Origin of the sequence: Bacillus cereus group sp. Bc061, assembly GCF_027715825.1 — a bacterium.
In the GTDB taxonomy this organism is placed as follows: Bacteria; Bacillota; Bacilli; order Bacillales; family Bacillaceae_G; genus Bacillus_A; species Bacillus_A paranthracis.
In genome coordinates this window covers 146276-166929 of the sequence record NZ_JAQFTZ010000006.1, presented here as the reverse complement: position 1 = coordinate 166929, position 20654 = coordinate 146276, and the positions used below count along the sequence as shown (strand labels likewise).

The following is a 20654-nucleotide window of genomic DNA, read 5'->3' as shown; positions in this document are numbered from 1 at the left end:
AATAAAAAAATCACCTTGCTGTCTAAGCGAAGGTGATTTTTTATTAAATAAACAATCCAGCGATTGTCGCAGATAAAATAGAAGCAAGTGTTGATGCAAATAGCATTTTCCAACCAAATTTAGAAACAACGCTTCCTTGTTTTTCAGAAAGGGCACGGATTGTACCAACGATTGCACCAATTTGGCTAATACTTGCGAAGCTAATTAAGAATACTGTAACGATTCCAACTGTACGTGGAGATAATGTTGCTGCAACACCTTTTAAATCAAGTATTGCTACAAACTCGTTTAATACAATCTTCGTACCCATAATACCACCAGCTGGGATAATATCTTGAGTTGGAATACCCATTAAGAACGCGAATGGAGCAAGTATATAACCGAAGATTTGTTGTAACGTAACAGCATATCCCATTGCACCTGAAGCGGCGCTAATTACGTAGTTTACAACTTCCATAACACCGATGAAAGCGATCATTAATGCGGCAACGATACCAGCTACTTTTAAACCGTCAAGCGCACCGTTAATCATTGCGCCGATAAAGCTGTCTCCGAATAAAGTACGATCAAATTTCTGAACTACTTCGTCTTCTTTTTTCGTATCAACAGGTGTTAATAACGAACAAACAATTAAGCTTGAGAATAAGTTTAACGGAAGAGCTGCTAGTACATATTTCGCATCTAACATCATTACGTATGATGCTGTAACAGAGGCAGAAACTGAACTCATTGCAGAACAACAAATGATAAACATACGGTTTTTATTGAAATGTTGTAAATCATTTTTAATAACGATTAACGCTTCACTTGAACCAAAGAATACAGAGTTTACTGCGTGGAATGATTCAACGCGTGGTAAACCAGTAATTTTTGAAATGGCACCGCCGACAACGCGAACGATGAATGGTAAAACCCCTAAGTAACTAAAGATAGAAAGTAGTGCTGAGAAAAATACGATAATTAATAGTACGTTTAAGAAAAAGACAAAATCTCTTTGAATCCCATTAAAGAGAAAATCGACACCTGTCGTACCAAGTTTAATTAGTTTGTTGAAAACTTTACCAATGAAAATAATGATTTGTTGACCAATCTTTGTGCCAAACATAAACCAACCGATTAAAATTTGAAAACCAATCATAATAGCAATTGCACGGAAGTTGATTTTATTTTTGTTGTTTGACAAAGCAAAACATAAACCTAAAACGACAAGAATACCGATAATGCTCATTACATATTGCATGTAGTTGCCCCTTTCAGAAGTTCGTATAAAGTTTGTACATAAAACGCTCGTTATATTACTAAAAATAAAACAAGGAGGTTTTATGTCATACGTAAGATGTCTGACCTTTTAGAAAAATAAAAATAAAAAAAGACCCATATGGATTCACTTTCATCTATGAGAGAAAGCTAATCAATATGAGTCCTTTTTGCACATGGGCTAATATTCATTAGTTTTCCCCATAGTCCAGCAATTTAAGGTTGCCGGGTAGAAACTCTCGATCCATATTATCGAGTATATATGAGGTAACATCGTCCGTATCAAATTAGTAGTAGCGTAACATTAACGGAGAACTATCGTCAATAGCTTTTTTTCTTCCAATAGAAATAGACCATATAAGTATGATAAAATGTAACGCAGTGTTATGAAAAAGAGAGGTCGGAAAATGAGTACAAAAATGACGCCACCAGTTGAAAAAAACGAGTTTATAGATGTAGTATTTGAAGATTTAACACATGATGGTGCCGGTGTTGCGAAAGTAAAAGGCTATCCTATTTTCGTTAAAAACGGATTACCAGGTGAAGAAGCACAAATTAAAATTATTAAAGTAAAGAAAAACTTCGCATTCGGTCGTTTAATGAAGCTTCATACAGAGAGCCCATATCGTAAAGATGCAGAATGCCCAGTGTACAATCAATGCGGCGGTTGTCAGCTTCAGCATTTAACATATGAAGGACAATTACAAGCGAAAGAAAAACAAGTACGCGACGTTATGCAGCGCATCGGCGGATTAGGTGATGTTCCTGTTCATCCTGTACTTGGCATGAAAACCCCGTGGGTATACCGTAACAAAGCACAAGTGCCAATTGGAGAACGTGAAGGCGGACTTGTAGCTGGTTTCTATCGTCAAGGAACGCATGACATCATTAATATGGAATCATGTTTAATTCAGGCGGAAGAAAACGATACATTAATCCAAGAAGTAAAACGTATTTGTGAAAAGCACGGTATTTCAGCGTACAACGAAGAGCGTAACAAAGGAACACTTCGCCACGTAATGGCTCGTTACGGACAAGTAACAGGGGAAATTATGCTTGTCTTCATTACTCGTACAGCAGAATTACCAAACAAGAAAGCAATCATTGAAGAAATTGCAGCGAAATTCCCAGAAGTAAAATCGATTGTTCAAAACGTAAACACGAAACGTACAAACGTAATCTTCGGAGACAAAACGACTGTACTGTACGGATCAGAATATATTTATGACTTTATTGGCGATATTAAATTTGCGATTTCAGCACGTTCATTCTATCAAGTAAACCCAGAACAAACGAAAGTGCTGTACGATAAAACGTTAGAATACGCAAAATTAGATGGTAACGAAACAGTAATTGATGCCTATTGCGGAATTGGATCAATCTCCTTATTCCTAGCACAAAAAGCGAAAAAAGTGTACGGCGTTGAAATCGTCCCGGAAGCGATCGAAGACGCAAAGCGTAACGCAGCACTAAACAACATGACAAACGCTGAATTTGGTGTAGGAGAAGCAGAAGTAGTTATTCCAAAATGGTATAAAGAAGGCGTAATCGCTGACACAATGGTCGTAGATCCACCGCGTAAAGGTTGTGATGAGGCACTACTTAACACAATCATCGACATGAAACCAAAACGCGTTGTATACGTATCATGTAACCCAGCAACATTAGCACGTGACTTAAAAGTACTAGAAGAAGGCGGATATAAAACGCAGGAAGTACAACCTGTTGATATGTTCCCGCATACGACTCATGTAGAGTGTGTAGCTTGGCTTAAGTTGGTATAATAGGAAAGCAGTTGATATAGGAAAATCTATACCATCTGCTTTTTGGTTTATTGAGAGTTTGAAATTGTATTCATAGTGAGAGGATTTGAATTTGAAATGATAGATAATTTTTGGCGTGATTTACCACGACCATTTTTCGTACTTGCACCAATGGAAGATGTGACAGACGTTGTTTTCCGTCACGTAGTAAGTGAAGCTGGTCGTCCAGATGTATTCTTCACAGAGTTCACAAACTCAGATAGCTATTGTCATCCAGAAGGTATGAAAAGCGTACGTGGTCGTTTAATTTTTACAGAAGATGAACAGCCAATGGTGGCACATATTTGGGGAGATAATCCTGAATATTTCCGTCAAATGAGTATTGGTATGGCAGAGTTAGGATTTAAAGGTATTGATATTAATATGGGTTGCCCTGTGCCAAACGTAGCATCAAGAGGAAAAGGTAGTGGCCTTATCTTGCGTCCAGACGTTGCGGCAGAACTTATTCAAGCTGCAAAAGCGGGCGGATTACCTGTCAGCGTAAAAACAAGACTTGGCTTTAAAGAGTTAAGCGAGTGGGAAGATTGGTTAACGCACATTTTCAAACAAGATATTGCAAACCTTTCTATTCACTTACGTACAAGAGAAGAGATGAGCCAAGTAGATGCACACTGGGAGCTAATTCCGGAGATTAAAAAATTACGTGATCGTATTGCACCAAATACGCTCCTAACGATAAACGGAGACATTCCTGACCGTAAAACTGGGCTGGAACTTGCTGAAAAATACGGCATTGATGGCGTAATGATCGGACGAGGAATCTTTAAAAATCCATTTGCTTTCGAAAAAGAACCAAGAGAGCATAGCAGTAAAGAACATCTGGATCTTTTAAGACTACAACTTGATCTTCAAGATCAATATGCAGAAGTATTACCAAGATCCATAACAGGATTACATCGCTTCTTCAAAATTTATGTAAAAGGCTTCCCTGGGGCTGCTGAACTACGAAATCAATTGATGAGCACGAAGTCAACGGATGAAGTACGCGCATTGCTTAATAAGTTTGAGGCGAGTGTTAGTGAGACACAGGGTAGTGAAACGGTGTAACTTTTGAAAGTTAGAGGGATGGAGTGTAGTAATTTTATTAGTGTAAGGTGAACCGTATCAGAAGTAAGTGAGGTATTCTATATAAAACAAGGGTAAGAAAAGAATACAGGAGAAAATGGTAGGTTGATCTTGATTTTCACTGATATTAGCATGTTTATTTTATCCCGCTATTTGCAGGCAGTAAAACTCCCACCTCAAAATTCTGCTAGTGCAAAGGGGTTAGGTTGGATTCAGGCTGATAATAAGTGGGGGATGAATCACCCCTCACTTATTAAAGTTGCACTTTATTACGCCTATAATTGGAGGCTATGCAAATGTTAAGTGATCAAACGAGATATTCTAGGCTCGCGAATATAACCAAAATAATAAATACAAAATTAGAACTACGTGAAGTATTGCAGCGTGTAACAATGGCGATATCAGAGGAGATTGTTAGGTGTGACGCTGTTGGAATTTATTTACCTGAAGAAGATGGAACATTTAGAGGGTTTGCAGGAAAACCAGAGACCATAAATGGCGTAATGCTCGATACTCAAGTAATTGACCCTGAAGTAGACTTACTGGCAAAAGAAGTTATTGAAACTAAAAAAACCATCTATATTCCTGATACCTCAAAGGATCATCGACCGGATCCGAGACCAGTCGATGCGTTCAAAATTAAGTCTTTATTAGCTCTGCCTATCTCATTTGGGCAAGAGTTATTTGGTCTTGTTTTTTTATTTGATTATGGAGTTCCAATGAACTTAACAGATTCAGAAATTCAAAGTGTTGAAGCTTATGTAAACATGGCGGCGGTCGCCATTCAAAATGCAAAAAATTTAACCCAAAAAGAAAATCTTATTGCCGAGAAGCAGCTGTTACTAAATGTTACCCGTGATTTATCAATGTGTTCCTCAATACAGGAGAGTTTTGATAAATGCTTTTTTTACTTAGGACAGATTTTAGAGAGTAAAAACATGGCTGCCCACCTTTTAGATCCGCTAGACAAAACAACGATTAAGACAACGAAGTTAAGCTCGGGCTGTGATTGGATAGAAGCAGATTGGATGGAGAAAAGCTATGAAGCCAAGATTCAAGAGATTATTCGAACAAAACATATAGATAGTAAGGGTTTACTGATGATGCCATTGGTTTCAATGGGAGAAGTATTAGGGGTAATCGTCGTTGGCAAAGAGGAAAAAACTCATAATTACGATGATTCCCGAATTCAACTGGCAAAATCTATCGTTGATGCCACAGCTCCTACGTTTTCAAACTTGTTATATATGGATCAACTTGAAAGCATGGTGGAAGAACGAACGAGAGAACTGGCTGCTGCTAATGAAAAAGTCACAAGTGTGATTGAAAGTATTACGGATGGATTCTTGACTTTGAATAATAAATGGGAATTTACTTATGTAAATAAACATCAACATTTCCCACAAAGAAAAACAGCAAAAGACGTATTAGGTAAGAATATATGGGAGGTCTTCCCAAGTAGCGTAGATACAGTTATATATAAGGAGCTTCATCGTGTAATGTCAGAGCGAACTACAGTTCATTTTGAATTTTTTTCTACTTCTGATGAATATTGGCATGAAGTTATTGCATATCCGTATGATGATGGTATTTGTTGTATTTGTAAAAACATAACAGAAAAAAAACAATATGAGCAGGAATTGAAAAGGTTATCCAACATAGAGTTAATAGGGCAAATGGCAGCAGGTATCAGCCACGAGATTAGAAATCCAATGACAACAATACGAGGATTTTTGCAGTTATTAAAAGAAGAGAATAACTATGAGAAACATAATAACTACTTTAATTTAATGGTTGAAGAACTTGACCGTGCCAATTCTATTATTACTGAATTTCTCTCAATAGGTAATACAAAGAAATCAGATTTGCAGATGTTAGATTTAAACTCAATTATCCACGATATTATTCCTTTAATAAAGATAGATACGCATAATCAAAATAAATATATTCAAGTCGATACAAATGACGTTCCAGCATTACTTTTAAATCGTAATGAGATACGGCAATTATTAATGAACCTATACCGTAATGGCTTAGAAGCGATGAGTACAGGGAAAACTCTAACCATTAGCACCTATAAGGAAGGGCAAAATTGTGTGGTGCTTGCAGTGCGGGATGAAGGGAAAGGTATCAGCCCTGAAGTATTAGAGAAACTGGGGACTCCATTTTACACAACCAAAGATAATGGAACTGGATTGGGATTAGGCGTATGTTATGCCATTGCTACCCGTCATAATGCAAAAATAGAAATTCAAACAGGATCGGAAGGCACTACCTTTTTTGTTAAATTTAATTATGAAAATAATAAAAAATAATCTTATTTAGATTAGTTACGGTAAACTGTATTACAAATAAAAAGTTAAAAATAATCAACATTTCAGGAGGAAACCCAATGGCAATGAGCAACAACGATATATTAAAAAGAGTAAGATATGCTTTAGATATAAAAGATATAGATATGGTAGAAATTTTTAAACTTGGCGGAATGGAAGTAACGAAAGAAGACGTAGTTGATATGCTTACAAAAATAAAGAGAGCGCCTCAGCACGAACCTGAAAACCCTGATGTGGAAGAAGATGAGTACGTAAAAACATGCGATATGATGATGTTAGAGGCATTTTTAAATGGATTTATTACTTTAAAAAGAGGTAAGCAAGATCCGAAACCAGGGCAACCGGCACCTGTACAAAGCAAAGAAAGTGCGAATAACCTTCTTCTAAAGAAAATGAAAATAGCACTATCTTTAACGAGTGAGGATGTACTTGACATATTAGATAGCGTAGGCGTTACGGTGACTAAGGGAGAACTAGGCGCTCTATTAAGAAAAAAAGGCCATAAAAATTACAAAGAGTGCGGCGATAGATACGCAAGGAATTTCATTAAAGGATTAGCTGTAAAGTATAGAGGATAATGATTCCGTTAAAGCGGTAAATGATATAATAGGTAGAGTAGGACGTTTGTATCCTACTCCTTTTTATTTGTAAAAATAATATGCTAGGTGATGAAATGGTACATACATATTTAGGCGAAACAATTAATTTTCATATAACTTATAAAAAGAAAAAATCGGTGCGTTTTTTGGTGGATTCTTATGGGAATGTTGAGGTGCAAGCTCCAAAAGGGACACCTGTTAAATATTTAGTCCAGTTGCTAGAAGAGAAGTGGGATTGGATTCAGACAACACGTAAGGAAATGGCGGAGCGAGCGCGTGGACCACAGGAAAAGGATTATGATCAAGGAGAAGGCTTTTTGTATTTAGGAAGTACGTATCCGATACAAATTTCTCAAGATACAAATATTACGCAAGACAATGCAGTGTTTGAAGGAGATAAGCTACATATTTATGTGAAAGATCTTAAAGATGAGAAAATACAGCAAGCTTTAAAACGATTTTACTATAAGCAGTGTAAGTCATTAGTAGAGAAGAGTATTAAAGCACATCAAAGTAACTTTAAAACAAAACCGCGTTCTATTCGTATTACAGATAGTAGTCGTACGTGGGGCACTTGCGGTTCAAATTTACAGCTAACATTCAATTGGAAGCTAGCGATGGCACCACAGCGAGTAATTGATTATGTAGTTGTTCATGAAATGTGTCATATGGTTCATTTAAATCATGATCGCTCTTTTTGGCGTCTTGTCGGGAAAATCATGCCTGATTATAAGGAAATGGAGAACTGGTTAGCGTTATCTAGTTGGAAGATGACGGTTTAGTGGTGCACTTATTGTCAATCTTTGTCGGTAAGTCGATATATTTTGGAAATCGCTGATATATTTGAAGTTGCAATCGATATGTTCAAGGAAGAGAAAGCAAAAGGAGATGTCACAGCAGACATCTCCTTTTTTCTAGCGTAGCAATTATCGCCCAAACTTCACAACAAAATCTCCATCCACCTTCTCCATCTCATACCCGCGATACCCCTCCGAAAGCAACGCCTGCTGTCCACCAGCATTGGTCATTGGAATGCTCTTAATATCGGTCCAATCCCTTTCATTGTTCCCACTCAATTCCTTCACAAAAACATACCGCATACTACCACCATATTTCTCCTTCAGCGCAGCAATCTTCATCCCTTGTGAGAACTTATCCTTCAAACTTGGAATGTTAAAAGGGGCAACGGTGCAGCAAACGTAGTCGTATTTGCTATCTTCTTTTTGTAATTCATCCATGATGACTGTCGCTAATATTTTTTGCATACCATTTCCACGCCAGTTCGGATGCACGTTTGAGATTTCTTGATAGATGACGCGGTACAGTTCCCTTTCTGGTAAGCCGATATCGAGTCCTAAATGTTCATCGTCGATAGGAGGGACGAGCAGGGCGCGAAATGCGATGAGTTCGTTTTCGATAAAAGCACCGATCATCATACCGTTTCCTTCTAGAATGTATTGAAATTCTTCTAATGAGAGTGGTTGTAAGCGACTTTTATCTTCTAGTGCTTCAACTACAACGTTCTGTAGTAATAAAATTTGTTCGATGTGCTCTAGTGATAGTAATGTAACGTGAAATAGCTCGTTATTTTGTTTTAATCTGCCCTCGTATAGAACTGTCATGCGTTAGCCCTCCTTTAGCGTACACTGTCTTGAAAGACGGTGAGTTCTCGTAGTGTATCTTCATTTATTTCGATACCTAGTCCTGGCTGTTCGTTTAAGCGAATAAATGGTACGTCGTAATGTAAGTTTCCGATGTCCTTCGTGAATTTTAATGGACCTGTAAGTTCAACGCTCGTAATAATTTTTTTCGAGAAAGCGACATGGAATCCCGCGGAAGAGGCAACGGATGATTCGACCATGGATCCAACTTGGCATTCAATACCTGCCATTTCAGCTTGATGAGCAAGTTTTACAGCTGGATATATGCCGCCGCATTTCATTAGTTTTATGTTTACTTTATCAGCAGCGTCTAATTTAATAATTTGGCGCATTTCACGAGAGCTCTTTAATCCTTCATCAATCATAAGTGGAAGATCTGTTTTCGAACGAATGTGAGCCATTGCGTCAATATCGTCTGCGATGACAGGCTGTTCAATCCAGTCGATGTTTACATGACTTAATGAACGAAGTGCTGTTAATGTGTTTGCACTATTTTTCCACCCCTGGTTTACATCAACACGAATTGCGATGTTATTTCCTACACGCTCACGTACTGCTTCAATTCGTTTTACATCTTCTTTTACATTTGTACCGACTTTCATTTTGAAAGATTGGTAACCATTCTGAATCATAGAGGCAGCTTCTTCAGCCATTTCTTCTGGATCTGCGATACTTAATACGTGAGTGATAGGAAATTCTTCATGGTATCGTCCACCAATTAATTGATATACAGGTTGATTTAATTTTTTACCCATTATATCAAAACAAGCAATATCAATCGCAGCTTTTGCAGTAGGAACACCGTAAATTGTATTGTCCATCATATCGTGTATTTTCTCGATATTCATTGGATTTTTCCCGATAAGAGCAGGAGCTAGTGTATGCTTTAAAGTATGGAAAGTACTTTCCCAAGATTCGCCTGTAACGTGATCATCAGCGACGCCTTCACCGTAACCGATAATGCCTTCGTCTGTTTCCATTTTGACAATAATAGAAGGCATATCAGAATAAGAACCGTAACTAATAACAAACGGATCGCGAAGCGGTAAACGAATTGCATAAAGATGAATAGCTGTAATTTTCATTAGGTAGAGACCCCTTCCTGTTTACAATGGTTTTGTACATTTGATATAGTTGACGTTAAATAGTCGTTAATTAATGATAAGGAGTTAGAGAAATGATGATAAAAATTGCAGTTGTCGGTTCAAAAGAGTTTATGGAGACACTTTTACCTATTGCTCATAAACTAGAAGAAATAGAAATTGATCCATATGTTTACCTTCATCCGGCAGAATCTTCTGAACTATTAAAGCGTTTAAAGCCTTGTGATTTCATCTTTTTCTCAGGTGCTTTACCTTATTATATGGCAAAAGAAATAAGAGAACAATTACGAATTCCAAGTACGTACTTACAGCAAGACGAGACGACTGTCGCATCTTCTATTCTTTCTGTCATGTATCACCAAGGGGTTCAACCACATAACATTTCAATTGATTTAGTAGACCGTTCATTCATTATAAATGTGTTCCATGATATTGGCATAAAAGAAAGTCCACAAGTGTTTGATTATGAAAATATGCTGTGGAGTAAAGATGAAATAAATAGAGTTATTGATTTTCATGTAGCTAAATATCAATCTGGAGAAGCTCATTTAGCTTTAACTAGTATTCACGCTGTCTATGATGAACTTCAAAAAATAGGTATTCCTTCAGAACGTATGATAGATCCGAAGCAATCTATTATACATGGGCTAAAAGATGCAAAAATAAAAGCTGAGTTAGCAAGAAGCCATTCAGCTACTGTTGGTGCTTGTATTATTTCTTCTTTAGAATTACGAGATGGTTTGCTTGAGCAATTAGATGTTATTTCAAAAGAACTACGTGGTTCATTTAAAACAATTGATGAAATGACGTTCATTTTATATACGACTCGTGGTGATATTGAATCCATTATAAAAACAAATACGATGAATAATTTATTTGCGAGTATAGAAGGAACGATAGCTATTGGATTTGGTTACGGAAAAACTGTGAAAGAAGCGGAGCAAAATGCTAAAATCGCCCAAGGTTTCGCGAAGAATAATCCAATAGACCACTGTTTTTATATACTAACAAGTGATAAAGAACTATTTGGTCCGTTCCCGAAAGAACAGAGAGTACAAAGTTTGAAAAATGATAATCCGGAACTAATGAAAATAGCGAAGGAAACGAAACTTAGCCCAGCAAATTTATCAAAAATCATTCAATTTAGTCAATCGCATCCGTCATTAAAGTTTACAGCAGCTGACCTTTCTGAGTACTTACAAGTGACTCGAAGATCGACAGAAAGGTTGTTAAAGAAATTGGTTGATTACGGGTATGCTCATATTTGCGGCGAGGAAATGCCTTATCAACAAGGGCGTCCTCGCGCAATATATGAACTGAATTTACCGTTATCTTTAAGCTTCTAATTGAGTGTTTTGTTTTTTTAGTAGTTCTGCTTTTTCAATGTCAGATAGTTTCGTAATTGTGAGACCAGTTATACCGTAAATGATCGAGATAATAGGTACGATGAAATTCAATATAGCATAAGGAGCATATTCGAAGGCACCTACGCCAAGTGTTGCGAGTATAAATACGCCGCATGTATTCCAAGGTACGAAAACAGAAGTTAATGTTCCGCCATCTTCTAATGCTCTGGATAAATTTTTAGAATGTAGTCCTTTTTCTGTGTATGCATTCGCGTACATTCTTGAAGGAACAACAATCGAAATATATTGTTCAGAGCAAGTAAGATTTGTTGCAAAGCAAGATGCGATAGTTGAAGCGATAAGTCCTTTTGCTGATGTCGCTAATTTTAAAATTTGATTTACAATGGAGCGAAGAATACCTGTATGTTCTAATACTCCTCCGAAAGTCATAGCGACAATTGTCATAGAGACGGTATTCATCATAGAGCTTAAACCACCACGATTAAATAGCTCGTCTACTAGCTTGTTGCCAGTGTCTATGACAAATCCACTTTGGAGTGCAGCGACAGCTGATGAGACAGAACCACCTTGAATAAAGACTTGTGATAAAAATCCTAAAATAATACCTACGAGAATAGCTGGTATAGCAGGAACTTTTTTAGCGACCAATACCATAACAACTACAGGTATGATTAATAGGAAAGGTGAGATAACAAAGTTTTGTTGCAATACTTGTAATGTTTGCTCGATGCTTTTTGCATCGATATTGTTAGCACCGAAGCTTCTTCCTAAGAACGCGTAAACGATAAGAGTAATAATTAAACCTGGAATTGTAGTAAATAACATATGACGAATATGTGTGAATAAATCTGTATTTGTTAATCCTGCGGCTAAGTTTGTTGTGTCTGAAAGCGGTGACATTTTATCGCCGAAATAAGAACCGGAAATGATAGCACCGGCAACCATCGGAGCTGGGATTCCCATACTTAGGCCAATACCCATTCCTGCAACACCAATTGTTCCCATTGTAGACCAAGAGCTACCAATAGCTAATGCAACAATAGAACAAATAATTGTAATTGAAACTAAAAATAGTGATGGTGTTAATAGATTTAAACCGTAATAAATCATTGTTGCGACGATTCCACCACCAATCCAAGCACCGATCGTTAAACCTACTAGAATAATGATAACGATAGCGGGTAATGCGAGGCGAATTCCTTTATACATTGCTTCTTCAATGTCGTTCCATTTGTAACCGTAACGCCAAGCGACGATGGAAGCAACGGTTGTACCGATAATAAGTGGGACGTGAGGGCTTTGTTTTAATACAACAATTGTGACCATCATAACTGCAACTGTAATGATAATAGGGATCATGGCTACACCAAAAGGTATTTCTTTTTTCATAAATGTCCTCCTTGTTATGTATGTTTGTTTGTATTTTTAGAATTGTCGCAAAATAGACGTTTATTAGGTTATGATAACTAAAAATATATGTAAGCGTCAACATAAAAGACAGAAAATAAGTAATATTCTAGTTGTTTGTTTAGTTTGTAATATAGATGTAGAGTAAGCTTTTTTAGTGTTTAAAAATAAACAATTGACTTTTTTCTTAAAATTCAATATGTTCATAAAAACATCTGTTTTTCATAAGTATAATTAACCTGAATGGTTTGGAATTTGGGAAGGAGAATGTAGCTTTGAAAACATTAGAACTACAAGAGCGTTTAACTGAAATTTTTCAGCATTTACATGAAAACCCTGAAGTGAGTTGGAAAGAGTATGAAACGACAGCGTATATTACTAACTTTTTAAAAGAAGAAGGAATTTCATATAAAATATTTGATGATTGCCCAGGGGTGATTGCTGAAATTGGAAGCGGAAATCCTGTTATTGCAATTCGCGCTGATATGGATGCACTTTGGCAAGAAGTGAATGGAGAATTTAAAGCGAATCATTCGTGTGGTCACGATGCTCATATGACGATTGTAATGGGACTTATTTTACAATTAAAGAATATGAGATGGAAAAGTGGTACAGTTAGATTTATTTTTCAGCCAGCAGAAGAGAAAGGGAATGGCGCTTTAAAAATGGTAGAGAAAGGTGCTGTGGATGATGCGGATTTCCTATTCGGTGTTCATTTGCGCCCGATTGAAGAACTATCTTTGAAACAGGCTGCCCCATCAATTCGTCACGGAGCAGCAGGATTTTTAGAGGGTACGATTCACGGAGAAGATGCACATGGAGCACGCCCACATCAAGGGATAAATGCGATTGATGTTATTTCCATGATTAATATCGGTTTGAAAAACATATGGCTACCACCGCAAAGTTCCTATTCAGTAAAGATGACGAGGTGCCAAGCTGGTGGTGATAATTTAAATATTATTCCGGGTAACGGGCATTTTAGCTTAGATGTCAGAGCGGAGAGTAATACATTATTAGAAGAATTGAAGAAAAAAATAGAGCATGTCATAGAATCAGCTGCATCGATGGGATCGAAAACTTCATATGAGTGGATTGATCTCGCGCCAGGAGCTGAAGTTTCAGAAGAAGCTGAGCGATTTATGCGTAAAGGCATTCTTGAAGTGTATGGGGAAGATAAATGTACGGGACCACTTTATACGACAGGAAGCGATGATTTCCATTACTACACAGTGAAGAGACCACATTTAAAAGCTGTCATGCTTGGATTAGGAGCAGACCTACAACCTGGATTACACCATCCGTATATGAAGTTCGATCATAGTTGCATTATGGATGGGGTAGAAATATTAAAACAAACTGTATTGAAAGTGTTAGAAGACAGGGGCTAGGGAGCTCCTGTTTTTTGTAGAAATTTGTCGTTAAGTCGATATCCTTTGTCGAAACGTCGATATATTGAAAAAATCGTTGATATATTTGAAATTACGATAGATATATTGAGAAAATCGTCGATATAATTTCACGTACCTATTAATTTGATGAAAAATGAGCATCCAGTACATGGTGTATAATAATAAGTACCATTTCTTAATAGGAGAAAACGAATGAACGAACAATATTACGATGCAGTTTTACATATAAAAACAGTCGGTGAGCAAAAAGGATTTAACAAGTCTATGCATTATCATCGTTATGAACCGACGCCGTATAGCGGATTAGATGAGTTATTGAATCAATATGAAATACGAAGTAGCGACCGAATTGTAGACTTTGGATGCGGAAAAGGGCGATTAAACTTTTATATGCATCATAAATGTGGTGCTTCAGCAGTTGGAATTGAAATGAATGAAGAGTTTTATAAAGAAGCGATGGATAATCGAGATCGTTATGCACGAAAGGCACGAAACAGTAAGGGGAAAATTCAATTCCAATGTTGTTTAGCGCAGGAATATGAAATTGATCCACGCGATAACCGTTTTTATTTCTTTAATCCATTTTCTGTACAAGTGTTTATGAATGTAGTAAATAACATTTTGCTTTCAGTAGAAGAAACGGGGAGAGAAGTGGATATTATTTTGTATTATCCTTCTGAGGACTATATTTTCTTCTTAGAAAATCAGACTGCGTTTGAGCTGAAGAAAGAAGTTAGATTGCCAGGTGCTTATGAGAAGAATGGGAATGAGAGATTTTTAATTTATACATTAAGATTATAAAAAAGCAGGTGCCAAGGCACCCGCTTTTTTTACTCACGTCTATATAATTAGTTACGGATTAAGTAATCAAATGCACCTAAAGCTGCGTTTGCACCTGAACCCATAGAGATGATGATTTGTTTGTACGGATTATTTGTACAGTCACCTGCAGCAAACACTCCTGGTACGTTTGTAGCGCCGTGCTTGTCTGTTACGATTTCACCGCGAACGCGTTCAACTGTTTCGCCTAACCAGTCTGTGTTTGGAACAAGACCGATTTGTACGAATACACCTTGTAATTCAACGTGATGAACTTCTTCAGTTTCACGATCGATGTAAGAAATACCGTTTACTTTATCAGTACCAGTAATTTCTTTTGTTTGAACGTTTTTCAGAACAGTTACGTTTGGTAAGCTGTTAAGACGTTCTTGTAATACAGCATCAGCTTTTAATTCTGGCATGAATTCAAGAACAGTTACGTGCTTAACAATACCAGCTAAGTCGATAGCTGCTTCAATACCAGAGTTACCTCCACCGATAACTGCTACGTCTTTTCCAGTGAATAATGGACCGTCACAGTGTGGGCAGTATGCTACACCTTTATTTTTGAACTCAGCTTCACCTGGTACGCCAACATTACGCCAGCGAGCACCTGTTGAAACGATTACGCTCTTACTTTTCAGAATAGCGCCGTTTTCAAGTTCCACTTCAATAAGTTCTTTTTTCTCTAAACGTTTCGCACGTTGTAGATTCATTACATCGATGTCGTATTCTTTAACGTGCTCTTCAAGACTTGCTACTAGCTTAGGACCTTCAGTGCGTTTTACGCTGATGAAGTTCTCAATGCCCATAGTATCCATTACTTGACCGCCGAAGCGCTCAGCAACGATACCAGTGCGGATTCCTTTACGTGCTGCATAAATTGCTGCACTTGCACCAGCAGGGCCGCCACCAACAACAAGAACATCGTATGGATCTTTATCAGAAAGCTCTGATGCATCTGGACCGTTACCCATTTTAGCTAAAATTTCTTCAAGTGTCATACGACCGCTGCCGAAAGATTCGCCGTTTAGGAAAACTGTTGGTACTGCCATGATGTCTTTGCTTTCTACTTCCTCTTTGAATGCAGCGCCATCAATCATAGTATGTGTAATACCAGAGTTAAGAACGCTCATTACGTTAAGAGCTTGTACAACATCAGGACAGTTATGACAACTTAGGCTGATATAAGATTCAAAATGATATTCGCCTTGAATGTTTTTAATTTGATCGATTAATTTTTGTTCAACTTTTGGAGCGCGTCCACTTACTTGTAGTAAAGCTAACACTAATGAAGTAAATTCGTGTCCTAATGGAATACCAGCGAATACGACACCAGTGTCTTCACCAGGGCGGTTTACGCTAAAGCTTGGTGTTCTCTCTAATTCAACTTTTTCTACTGTAATCTTAGATGACATAGTAGCTAATTCTTCTACTAGAGCTAACATATCTTTAGATACGTCATCGTCTCCTGCGCTTACTTTAAGTAAAATATCGTTCTCCATTAATTGAAGATATTGGGATAGTTGTGTTTTTATATCTGCATCTAGTATCATTTTGATCGAACTCCTTAGATTTTGCCTACAAGGTCAAGGCTTGGTTTAAGTGTAGCAGAACCCTCTTGCCATTTAGCTGGGCAAACTTCACCTGGGTTGTTACGTACGTATTGAGCTGCTTTAATTTTGTTAACAAGAATGCTTGCGTCACGGCCGATACCGTCAGCATTGATTTCCATAGATTGGATAACGCCGTCTGGATCGATGATGAATGTACCGCGAGCAGCAAGACCTTCTTCTTCCATTAAAACGTTGAAGTTTGTAGTGATTGTGCGAGTTGGGTCACCAATCATGATGTACTCGATTTTACCGATAGTTTCTGAGCTATCATGCCATGCTTTGTGAGTGAAGTGAGTGTCTGTAGATACAGAGTATACTTCAACGCCTAACTCTTTAAGAGTTGCATATTGGTTTTGTAAGTCTTCAAGTTCAGTTGGGCAAACGAATGTGAAGTCAGCTGGGTAGAAACAAACTACACTCCATTTTCCTTTTAAACTTTCGTCAGTAACTTGGATAAATTCTCCATTATGGTAAGCATTAGCTTTAAACGGTTTTACTTCTGTGCCGATTAATAACATATTAAAATTCCTCCTAAATGTTGGTTTTGAGCATCAAAAAATAGTGTGCTCATAAAATATATTTTTTAATTAACTATAATAATTCTAATTCGATATTAATTATCATATAGAAGTGGTTATTTTGTCAAGCGAATAAACGAACTTTATATCAATTTAATTAATATTTATTCTCAATTAAGGATAACAGGGAATGGAAAGGTAATTTTAAGTTTATAAATTTTCAATGAGTGCTTGAATGAGTAGTGTGTATGTTAGAGATATGATGTAAGTATAAATTCTTAGGAAGGAAATATTTCTTAGAAGTTGTCTTTTTGAAAAGGAACTGCGTATTTCTATTTTACAAAGAATTGTGTGATAAATAAAATAAAATGAACTAGAATCTTTTTGAACAATTTTTGTCCTCTCAAATATATAATTAGGAAGCATATTGCAATGATATAGAAACATTGACTCAAGATATTAACAAGATATAATAAAACCTAGATATACATTTCAAAAAGAAGAACATATATTATAGGATGAAAGATTTAATCCTATTATTTTTTATAGCTTTTAGAAAACGCTTACAATTAGTGTGGAGGGGAAACCATGTCTAAGTTCACGAAGTATTTTTTAATGGAAGCTAGCGATGTGATTGTATATGTGAAAGAGAAATTATGTAAGTTTGAACATGCAAAGGGGTTACAGTGTAAAGAAATAGGCGATGGTAATTTAAATTATGTATTCCGCGTTTGGGATGAACAGAAGAACATTTCTGTCATTGTAAAGCAAGCTGGGGATACAGCACGTATTTCAGATGAGTTTAAGTTGTCGACGAATCGTATTCGTATAGAATCAGATGTTTTGCAGTTAGAGGAAGAGTTAGCACCTGGACTTGTTCCGAAGGTGTATTTGTTTGATAGTGTGATGAATTGTTGCGTAATGGAGGATTTATCGGATCACACAATATTACGTACAGCACTTATAAATCATGAAATATTTCCGAGGCTTGCGGATGATTTAACTACCTTTATGGTAAATACACTCTTATTAACATCGGATGTTGTAATGAATCATAAAGAGAAGAAGGAGCTTGTGAAGAATTATATAAATCCTGAGTTATGTGAGATTACAGAAGAACTCGTATACGCTGAGCCATTTACAAATCATAATAAGCGTAATGAGTTATTTCCGTTAAATGATGGATGGATTAGAGAACATATTTATAGTGATAAAGAGCTCCGTATAGAAGTAGCTAAACTTAAGTTTTCTTTTATGACGAATGCACAGGCGCTTATTCACGGTGATTTGCATACTGGTTCTGTTTTTGTAAAAAATGATTCCACAAAAGTAATCGATCCTGAGTTTGCCTTTTATGGACCAATGGGATATGACGTTGGGAATGTAATGGCGAATTTAATGTTTGCTTGGGTAAATGCAGATGCAATGATGTCAGCTGGAGCTGAGAAAGATACGTATATGGATTGGTTACAATCGACAATAATAGAGGTAATTGATTTATTTAAGAAGAAGTTTTTAGACGCTTGGGATATTCATGTGACAGAGATTATGGCGAAGGAAGAAGGCTTTAACGAAATCTATTTACAATCTGTATTAGAGGATACGGCTGCGGTGACGGGACTTGAGTTAATTCGTCGTATTGTTGGGCTAGCGAAAGTAAAAGACATTACTTGTATTGAGAATGAGGAAGCACGTGCTAGAGCGGAACGTATTTGTCTTCAAGTAGCGAAGAAATTTATTTTACGAGCGAATCAATATAAAACAGGTACAAGCTTTGTAGAAACGTTAAAAGAACAGTCAATGCACTACGCGAAGTAAGGGGAGAAGATGATGGAAGAGCAATTAATACCAATCCAGTGGAAAGATGATGCTTTAGTTTTATTAGATCAAACATTATTACCGAATGAGGTTGTCTATGAATCTTTTAAAACAGCTGAAGGTGTGTGGGATGCCATTCAAGTAATGAAAGTAAGAGGTGCGCCAGCGATTGGTGTTTCAGCAGCTTATGGGGTGTATTTAGGAGCCAAGGAAGTTACTCAAAATACGGTGGAAGAATTGATAGAGGAAGTAAAAAAGGTATGTGCATACTTAGCAACATCAAGACCGACAGCAGTAAACTTATTTTGGGCACTTGAAAGAATGGAGGCAGTCGCGACAGAGAACGCACACTTATCAATCGCCCAGTTGAAAGATAGATTACTAGAAGAGGCAAAAGAGATTCATAGAGAAGATGAAGAAATTAACCGTCACATTGGAGAACATGCACTAACATTATTCCATGATGGAATGGGAGTATTAACACATTGTAATGCAGGTGCGTTAGCGACGACTAAGTATGGTACTGCGACAGCTCCAATGTACTTAGCGAAAGAAAAAGGATGGGACTTGAAAATCTATTCAGATGAGACACGTCCTAGATTACAAGGTTCAACGTTAACAGCATTAGAATTACAGCGAGCGGGAATTGACGTCACTGTCATTACAGATAATATGGCAGCTATGGTCATGTCACAAGGGAAGATTGACGCGGTAATCGTTGGATGTGACCGTGTGGCAGCAAATGGTGATATAGCAAATAAAATTGGGACATTAGGCGTATCTATTTTAGCGAAATACTACAACATTCCGTTTTATGTAGCAGCACCAACACCGACAATCGACTTAAAAACACCGACAGGAAAAGAAATTCCGATCGAGGAAAGGGATGCTTCTGAAGTGATTAATCGCTTTGGGCAATATTCTGCTCCGAAAGAAAGTAAAGTATATAATCCAGCATTTGATGTCACGCCACATGAAAATGTAACAGCGATTATTACGGAAAAAGGGATTGTAAAAGCACCGTTTACGGAGAACTTAAAAAAGCTATTTCAATAAGTAGATAGATACAAAGTCAGTCATCATAAGCTTCATACTTAGGGGGATGTATATGTTATTACAAAAAGAGAGAGAAGAAATTGTAGCGTATGGAAAGAAAATGATTTCTAGCGGTTTAACAAAGGGAACAGGCGGTAATATTAGTATTTTCAATCGGGAGCAAGGTCTTGTTGCCATTAGCCCAAGTGGTTTAGATTATTATGAAACGAAGCCTGAAGATGTAGTTATATTAAACTTAGATGGCGATGTAGTAGAGGGAGAGAGAAAACCATCAAGCGAACTGGATATGCATCTTATTTATTATAGAAAGCGTGAAGATATAAATGCGCTTGTGCATACACATTCTCCTTATGCAAAGACGATTGCATCATTAGGATGGGAACTGCCCGCAGTATCGTATTTAATTGCTTTCGCAGGCCCAAATGTTCGTTGTGCACCGTATGAAACATTTGGTACGAAGCAATTAGCAGAGGCTGCTTTTGAAGGGATGATTGATCGCCGTGCCGTTTTACTTGCGAACCACGGTTTAATTGCAGGTGCAAATCATATAAAAATGGCATTTACCGTTGCGGAAGAAATTGAGTTTTGTGCGCAAATTTATTATCAAACGAAAAGCATTGGGGAACCGAAGCTATTGCCAGAAGACGAGATGGAGAATTTGGCGAAGAAGTTTGAAGGGTATGGGCAGCAGTAGTTAGCTATGGAGTGTTTTGTCTATTGCGATAGATTCGGAAAAGGATCTATTGCAGTAGATTTTTTTATAAATATTAAATCCTTTTAAGGGAATAATTTAATTTAAT

The 20654-nt window shown here is 37.1% G+C and carries 17 protein-coding genes and 1 riboswitch; of the genes, 11 read left to right on the top strand and 6 right to left on the bottom strand.

Translation table 11 applies throughout. From position 1 onward, the window contains the following. Nucleotides 1–43 precede the first annotated feature (43 nt). Nucleotides 44–1240, bottom strand: coding sequence for a NupC/NupG family nucleoside CNT transporter (locus PDQ40_RS19900; protein WP_270691599.1), 1197 nt, complete (start codon nt 1238–1240; stop codon nt 44–46). A 201-nt stretch (nt 1241–1441) separates the two neighbouring features. Then, a riboswitch (purine riboswitch) is annotated at nt 1442–1543 on the bottom strand. Nucleotides 1544–1664: 121 nt separating this feature from the next. Here PDQ40_RS19900 and rlmD point away from each other — a divergent pair. The 5 genes from rlmD (at nt 1665) to PDQ40_RS19875 (ending at nt 7859) form a co-directional block, all read left to right on the top strand. Further along, nucleotides 1665–3041 (top strand): 23S rRNA (uracil(1939)-C(5))-methyltransferase RlmD, encoded by a 1377-nt coding sequence (gene rlmD / locus PDQ40_RS19895; RefSeq protein WP_000105042.1) that lies wholly within the window; start codon nt 1665–1667, stop codon nt 3039–3041. Nucleotides 3042–3137: 96 nt separating this feature from the next. Beyond that, nucleotides 3138–4127: a tRNA dihydrouridine synthase gene (locus PDQ40_RS19890; protein WP_000566689.1), complete on the top strand. Its 990-nt coding sequence runs from the start codon at nt 3138–3140 to the stop codon at nt 4125–4127. A 314-nt stretch (nt 4128–4441) separates the two neighbouring features. Continuing rightward, nucleotides 4442–6460: a GAF domain-containing sensor histidine kinase gene (locus tag PDQ40_RS19885; protein ID WP_000947565.1), complete on the top strand. Its 2019-nt coding sequence runs from the start codon at nt 4442–4444 to the stop codon at nt 6458–6460. Between the two features lie 77 nt (nt 6461–6537). Continuing rightward, a complete protein-coding gene (locus PDQ40_RS19880) occupies nt 6538–7056 on the top strand; it encodes a DUF1456 family protein (RefSeq protein WP_001251709.1) in 519 nt (172 codons plus the stop codon). Between the two features lie 95 nt (nt 7057–7151). After that, nucleotides 7152–7859, top strand: a complete 708-nt coding sequence (locus PDQ40_RS19875) for a M48 family metallopeptidase (protein ID WP_076856257.1) — start codon at nt 7152–7154, stop codon at nt 7857–7859. Between the two features lie 144 nt (nt 7860–8003). Here the strand turns inward: PDQ40_RS19875 and PDQ40_RS19870 are convergent, their stop codons facing one another. Both PDQ40_RS19870 and PDQ40_RS19865 read right to left on the bottom strand, forming a co-directional pair. Then, a complete protein-coding gene (locus PDQ40_RS19870) occupies nt 8004–8699 on the bottom strand; it encodes a hypothetical protein (protein ID WP_000217514.1) in 696 nt (231 codons plus the stop codon). A 14-nt stretch (nt 8700–8713) separates the two neighbouring features. Beyond that, nucleotides 8714–9823, bottom strand: coding sequence for a mandelate racemase/muconate lactonizing enzyme family protein (locus PDQ40_RS19865; RefSeq protein ID WP_000704454.1), 1110 nt, complete (start codon nt 9821–9823; stop codon nt 8714–8716). A gap of 92 nt (nt 9824–9915) precedes the next feature. Between PDQ40_RS19865 and PDQ40_RS19860 the strand changes: the two genes are divergently transcribed. Continuing rightward, entirely contained in the window at nt 9916–11187 is a 1272-nt protein-coding gene (locus tag PDQ40_RS19860; protein ID WP_000972842.1) for a hypothetical protein, read from the top strand. Here PDQ40_RS19860 and nhaC read toward each other — a convergent pair. Continuing rightward, the gene (nhaC, locus tag PDQ40_RS19855) at nt 11176–12597 is read right to left on the bottom strand and encodes a Na+/H+ antiporter NhaC (RefSeq protein WP_000711545.1); all 1422 of its coding nucleotides are present in this window, start codon (nt 12595–12597) and stop codon (nt 11176–11178) included. The two genes, PDQ40_RS19860 and nhaC, sit on opposite strands and share 12 nt — an antisense overlap. Nucleotides 12598–12890: 293 nt before the next feature. Here nhaC and PDQ40_RS19850 point away from each other — a divergent pair, with 293 nt between their 5' ends. Continuing rightward, complete coding sequence (locus PDQ40_RS19850) at nt 12891–14006, top strand: M20 peptidase aminoacylase family protein (RefSeq protein ID WP_000853529.1); 1116 nt, start codon at nt 12891–12893, stop codon at nt 14004–14006. 213 nt (nt 14007–14219) lie between these two features. Continuing rightward, a complete protein-coding gene (locus PDQ40_RS19845) occupies nt 14220–14828 on the top strand; it encodes an SAM-dependent methyltransferase (RefSeq protein ID WP_001005629.1) in 609 nt (202 codons plus the stop codon). A 47-nt stretch (nt 14829–14875) separates the two neighbouring features. Here PDQ40_RS19845 and ahpF read toward each other — a convergent pair whose 3' ends face one another. Both ahpF and ahpC read right to left on the bottom strand, forming a co-directional pair. Continuing rightward, nucleotides 14876–16402, bottom strand: a complete 1527-nt coding sequence (gene ahpF, locus PDQ40_RS19840; RefSeq protein WP_270691598.1) for an alkyl hydroperoxide reductase subunit F — start codon at nt 16400–16402, stop codon at nt 14876–14878. Between the two features lie 14 nt (nt 16403–16416). Then, a complete protein-coding gene (gene ahpC, locus PDQ40_RS19835) occupies nt 16417–16980 on the bottom strand; it encodes an alkyl hydroperoxide reductase subunit C (RefSeq protein ID WP_000924422.1) in 564 nt (187 codons plus the stop codon). 588 nt (nt 16981–17568) lie between these two features. Between ahpC and mtnK the strand changes: the two genes are divergently transcribed. From mtnK to PDQ40_RS19820, 3 genes are read left to right on the top strand one after another with little or no spacing between them, the layout of a single operon-like run. Continuing rightward, nucleotides 17569–18798, top strand: coding sequence for an S-methyl-5-thioribose kinase (gene mtnK / locus PDQ40_RS19830; RefSeq protein WP_000033261.1), 1230 nt, complete (start codon nt 17569–17571; stop codon nt 18796–18798). Nucleotides 18799–18810: 12 nt separating this feature from the next. Then, nucleotides 18811–19854, top strand: a complete 1044-nt coding sequence (gene mtnA, locus PDQ40_RS19825) for an S-methyl-5-thioribose-1-phosphate isomerase (protein WP_000392482.1) — start codon at nt 18811–18813, stop codon at nt 19852–19854. A gap of 52 nt (nt 19855–19906) precedes the next feature. Further along, the gene (locus PDQ40_RS19820) at nt 19907–20548 is read left to right on the top strand and encodes an L-fuculose-phosphate aldolase (protein WP_000926545.1); all 642 of its coding nucleotides are present in this window, start codon (nt 19907–19909) and stop codon (nt 20546–20548) included. Nucleotides 20549–20654: the final 106 nt, after the last annotated feature.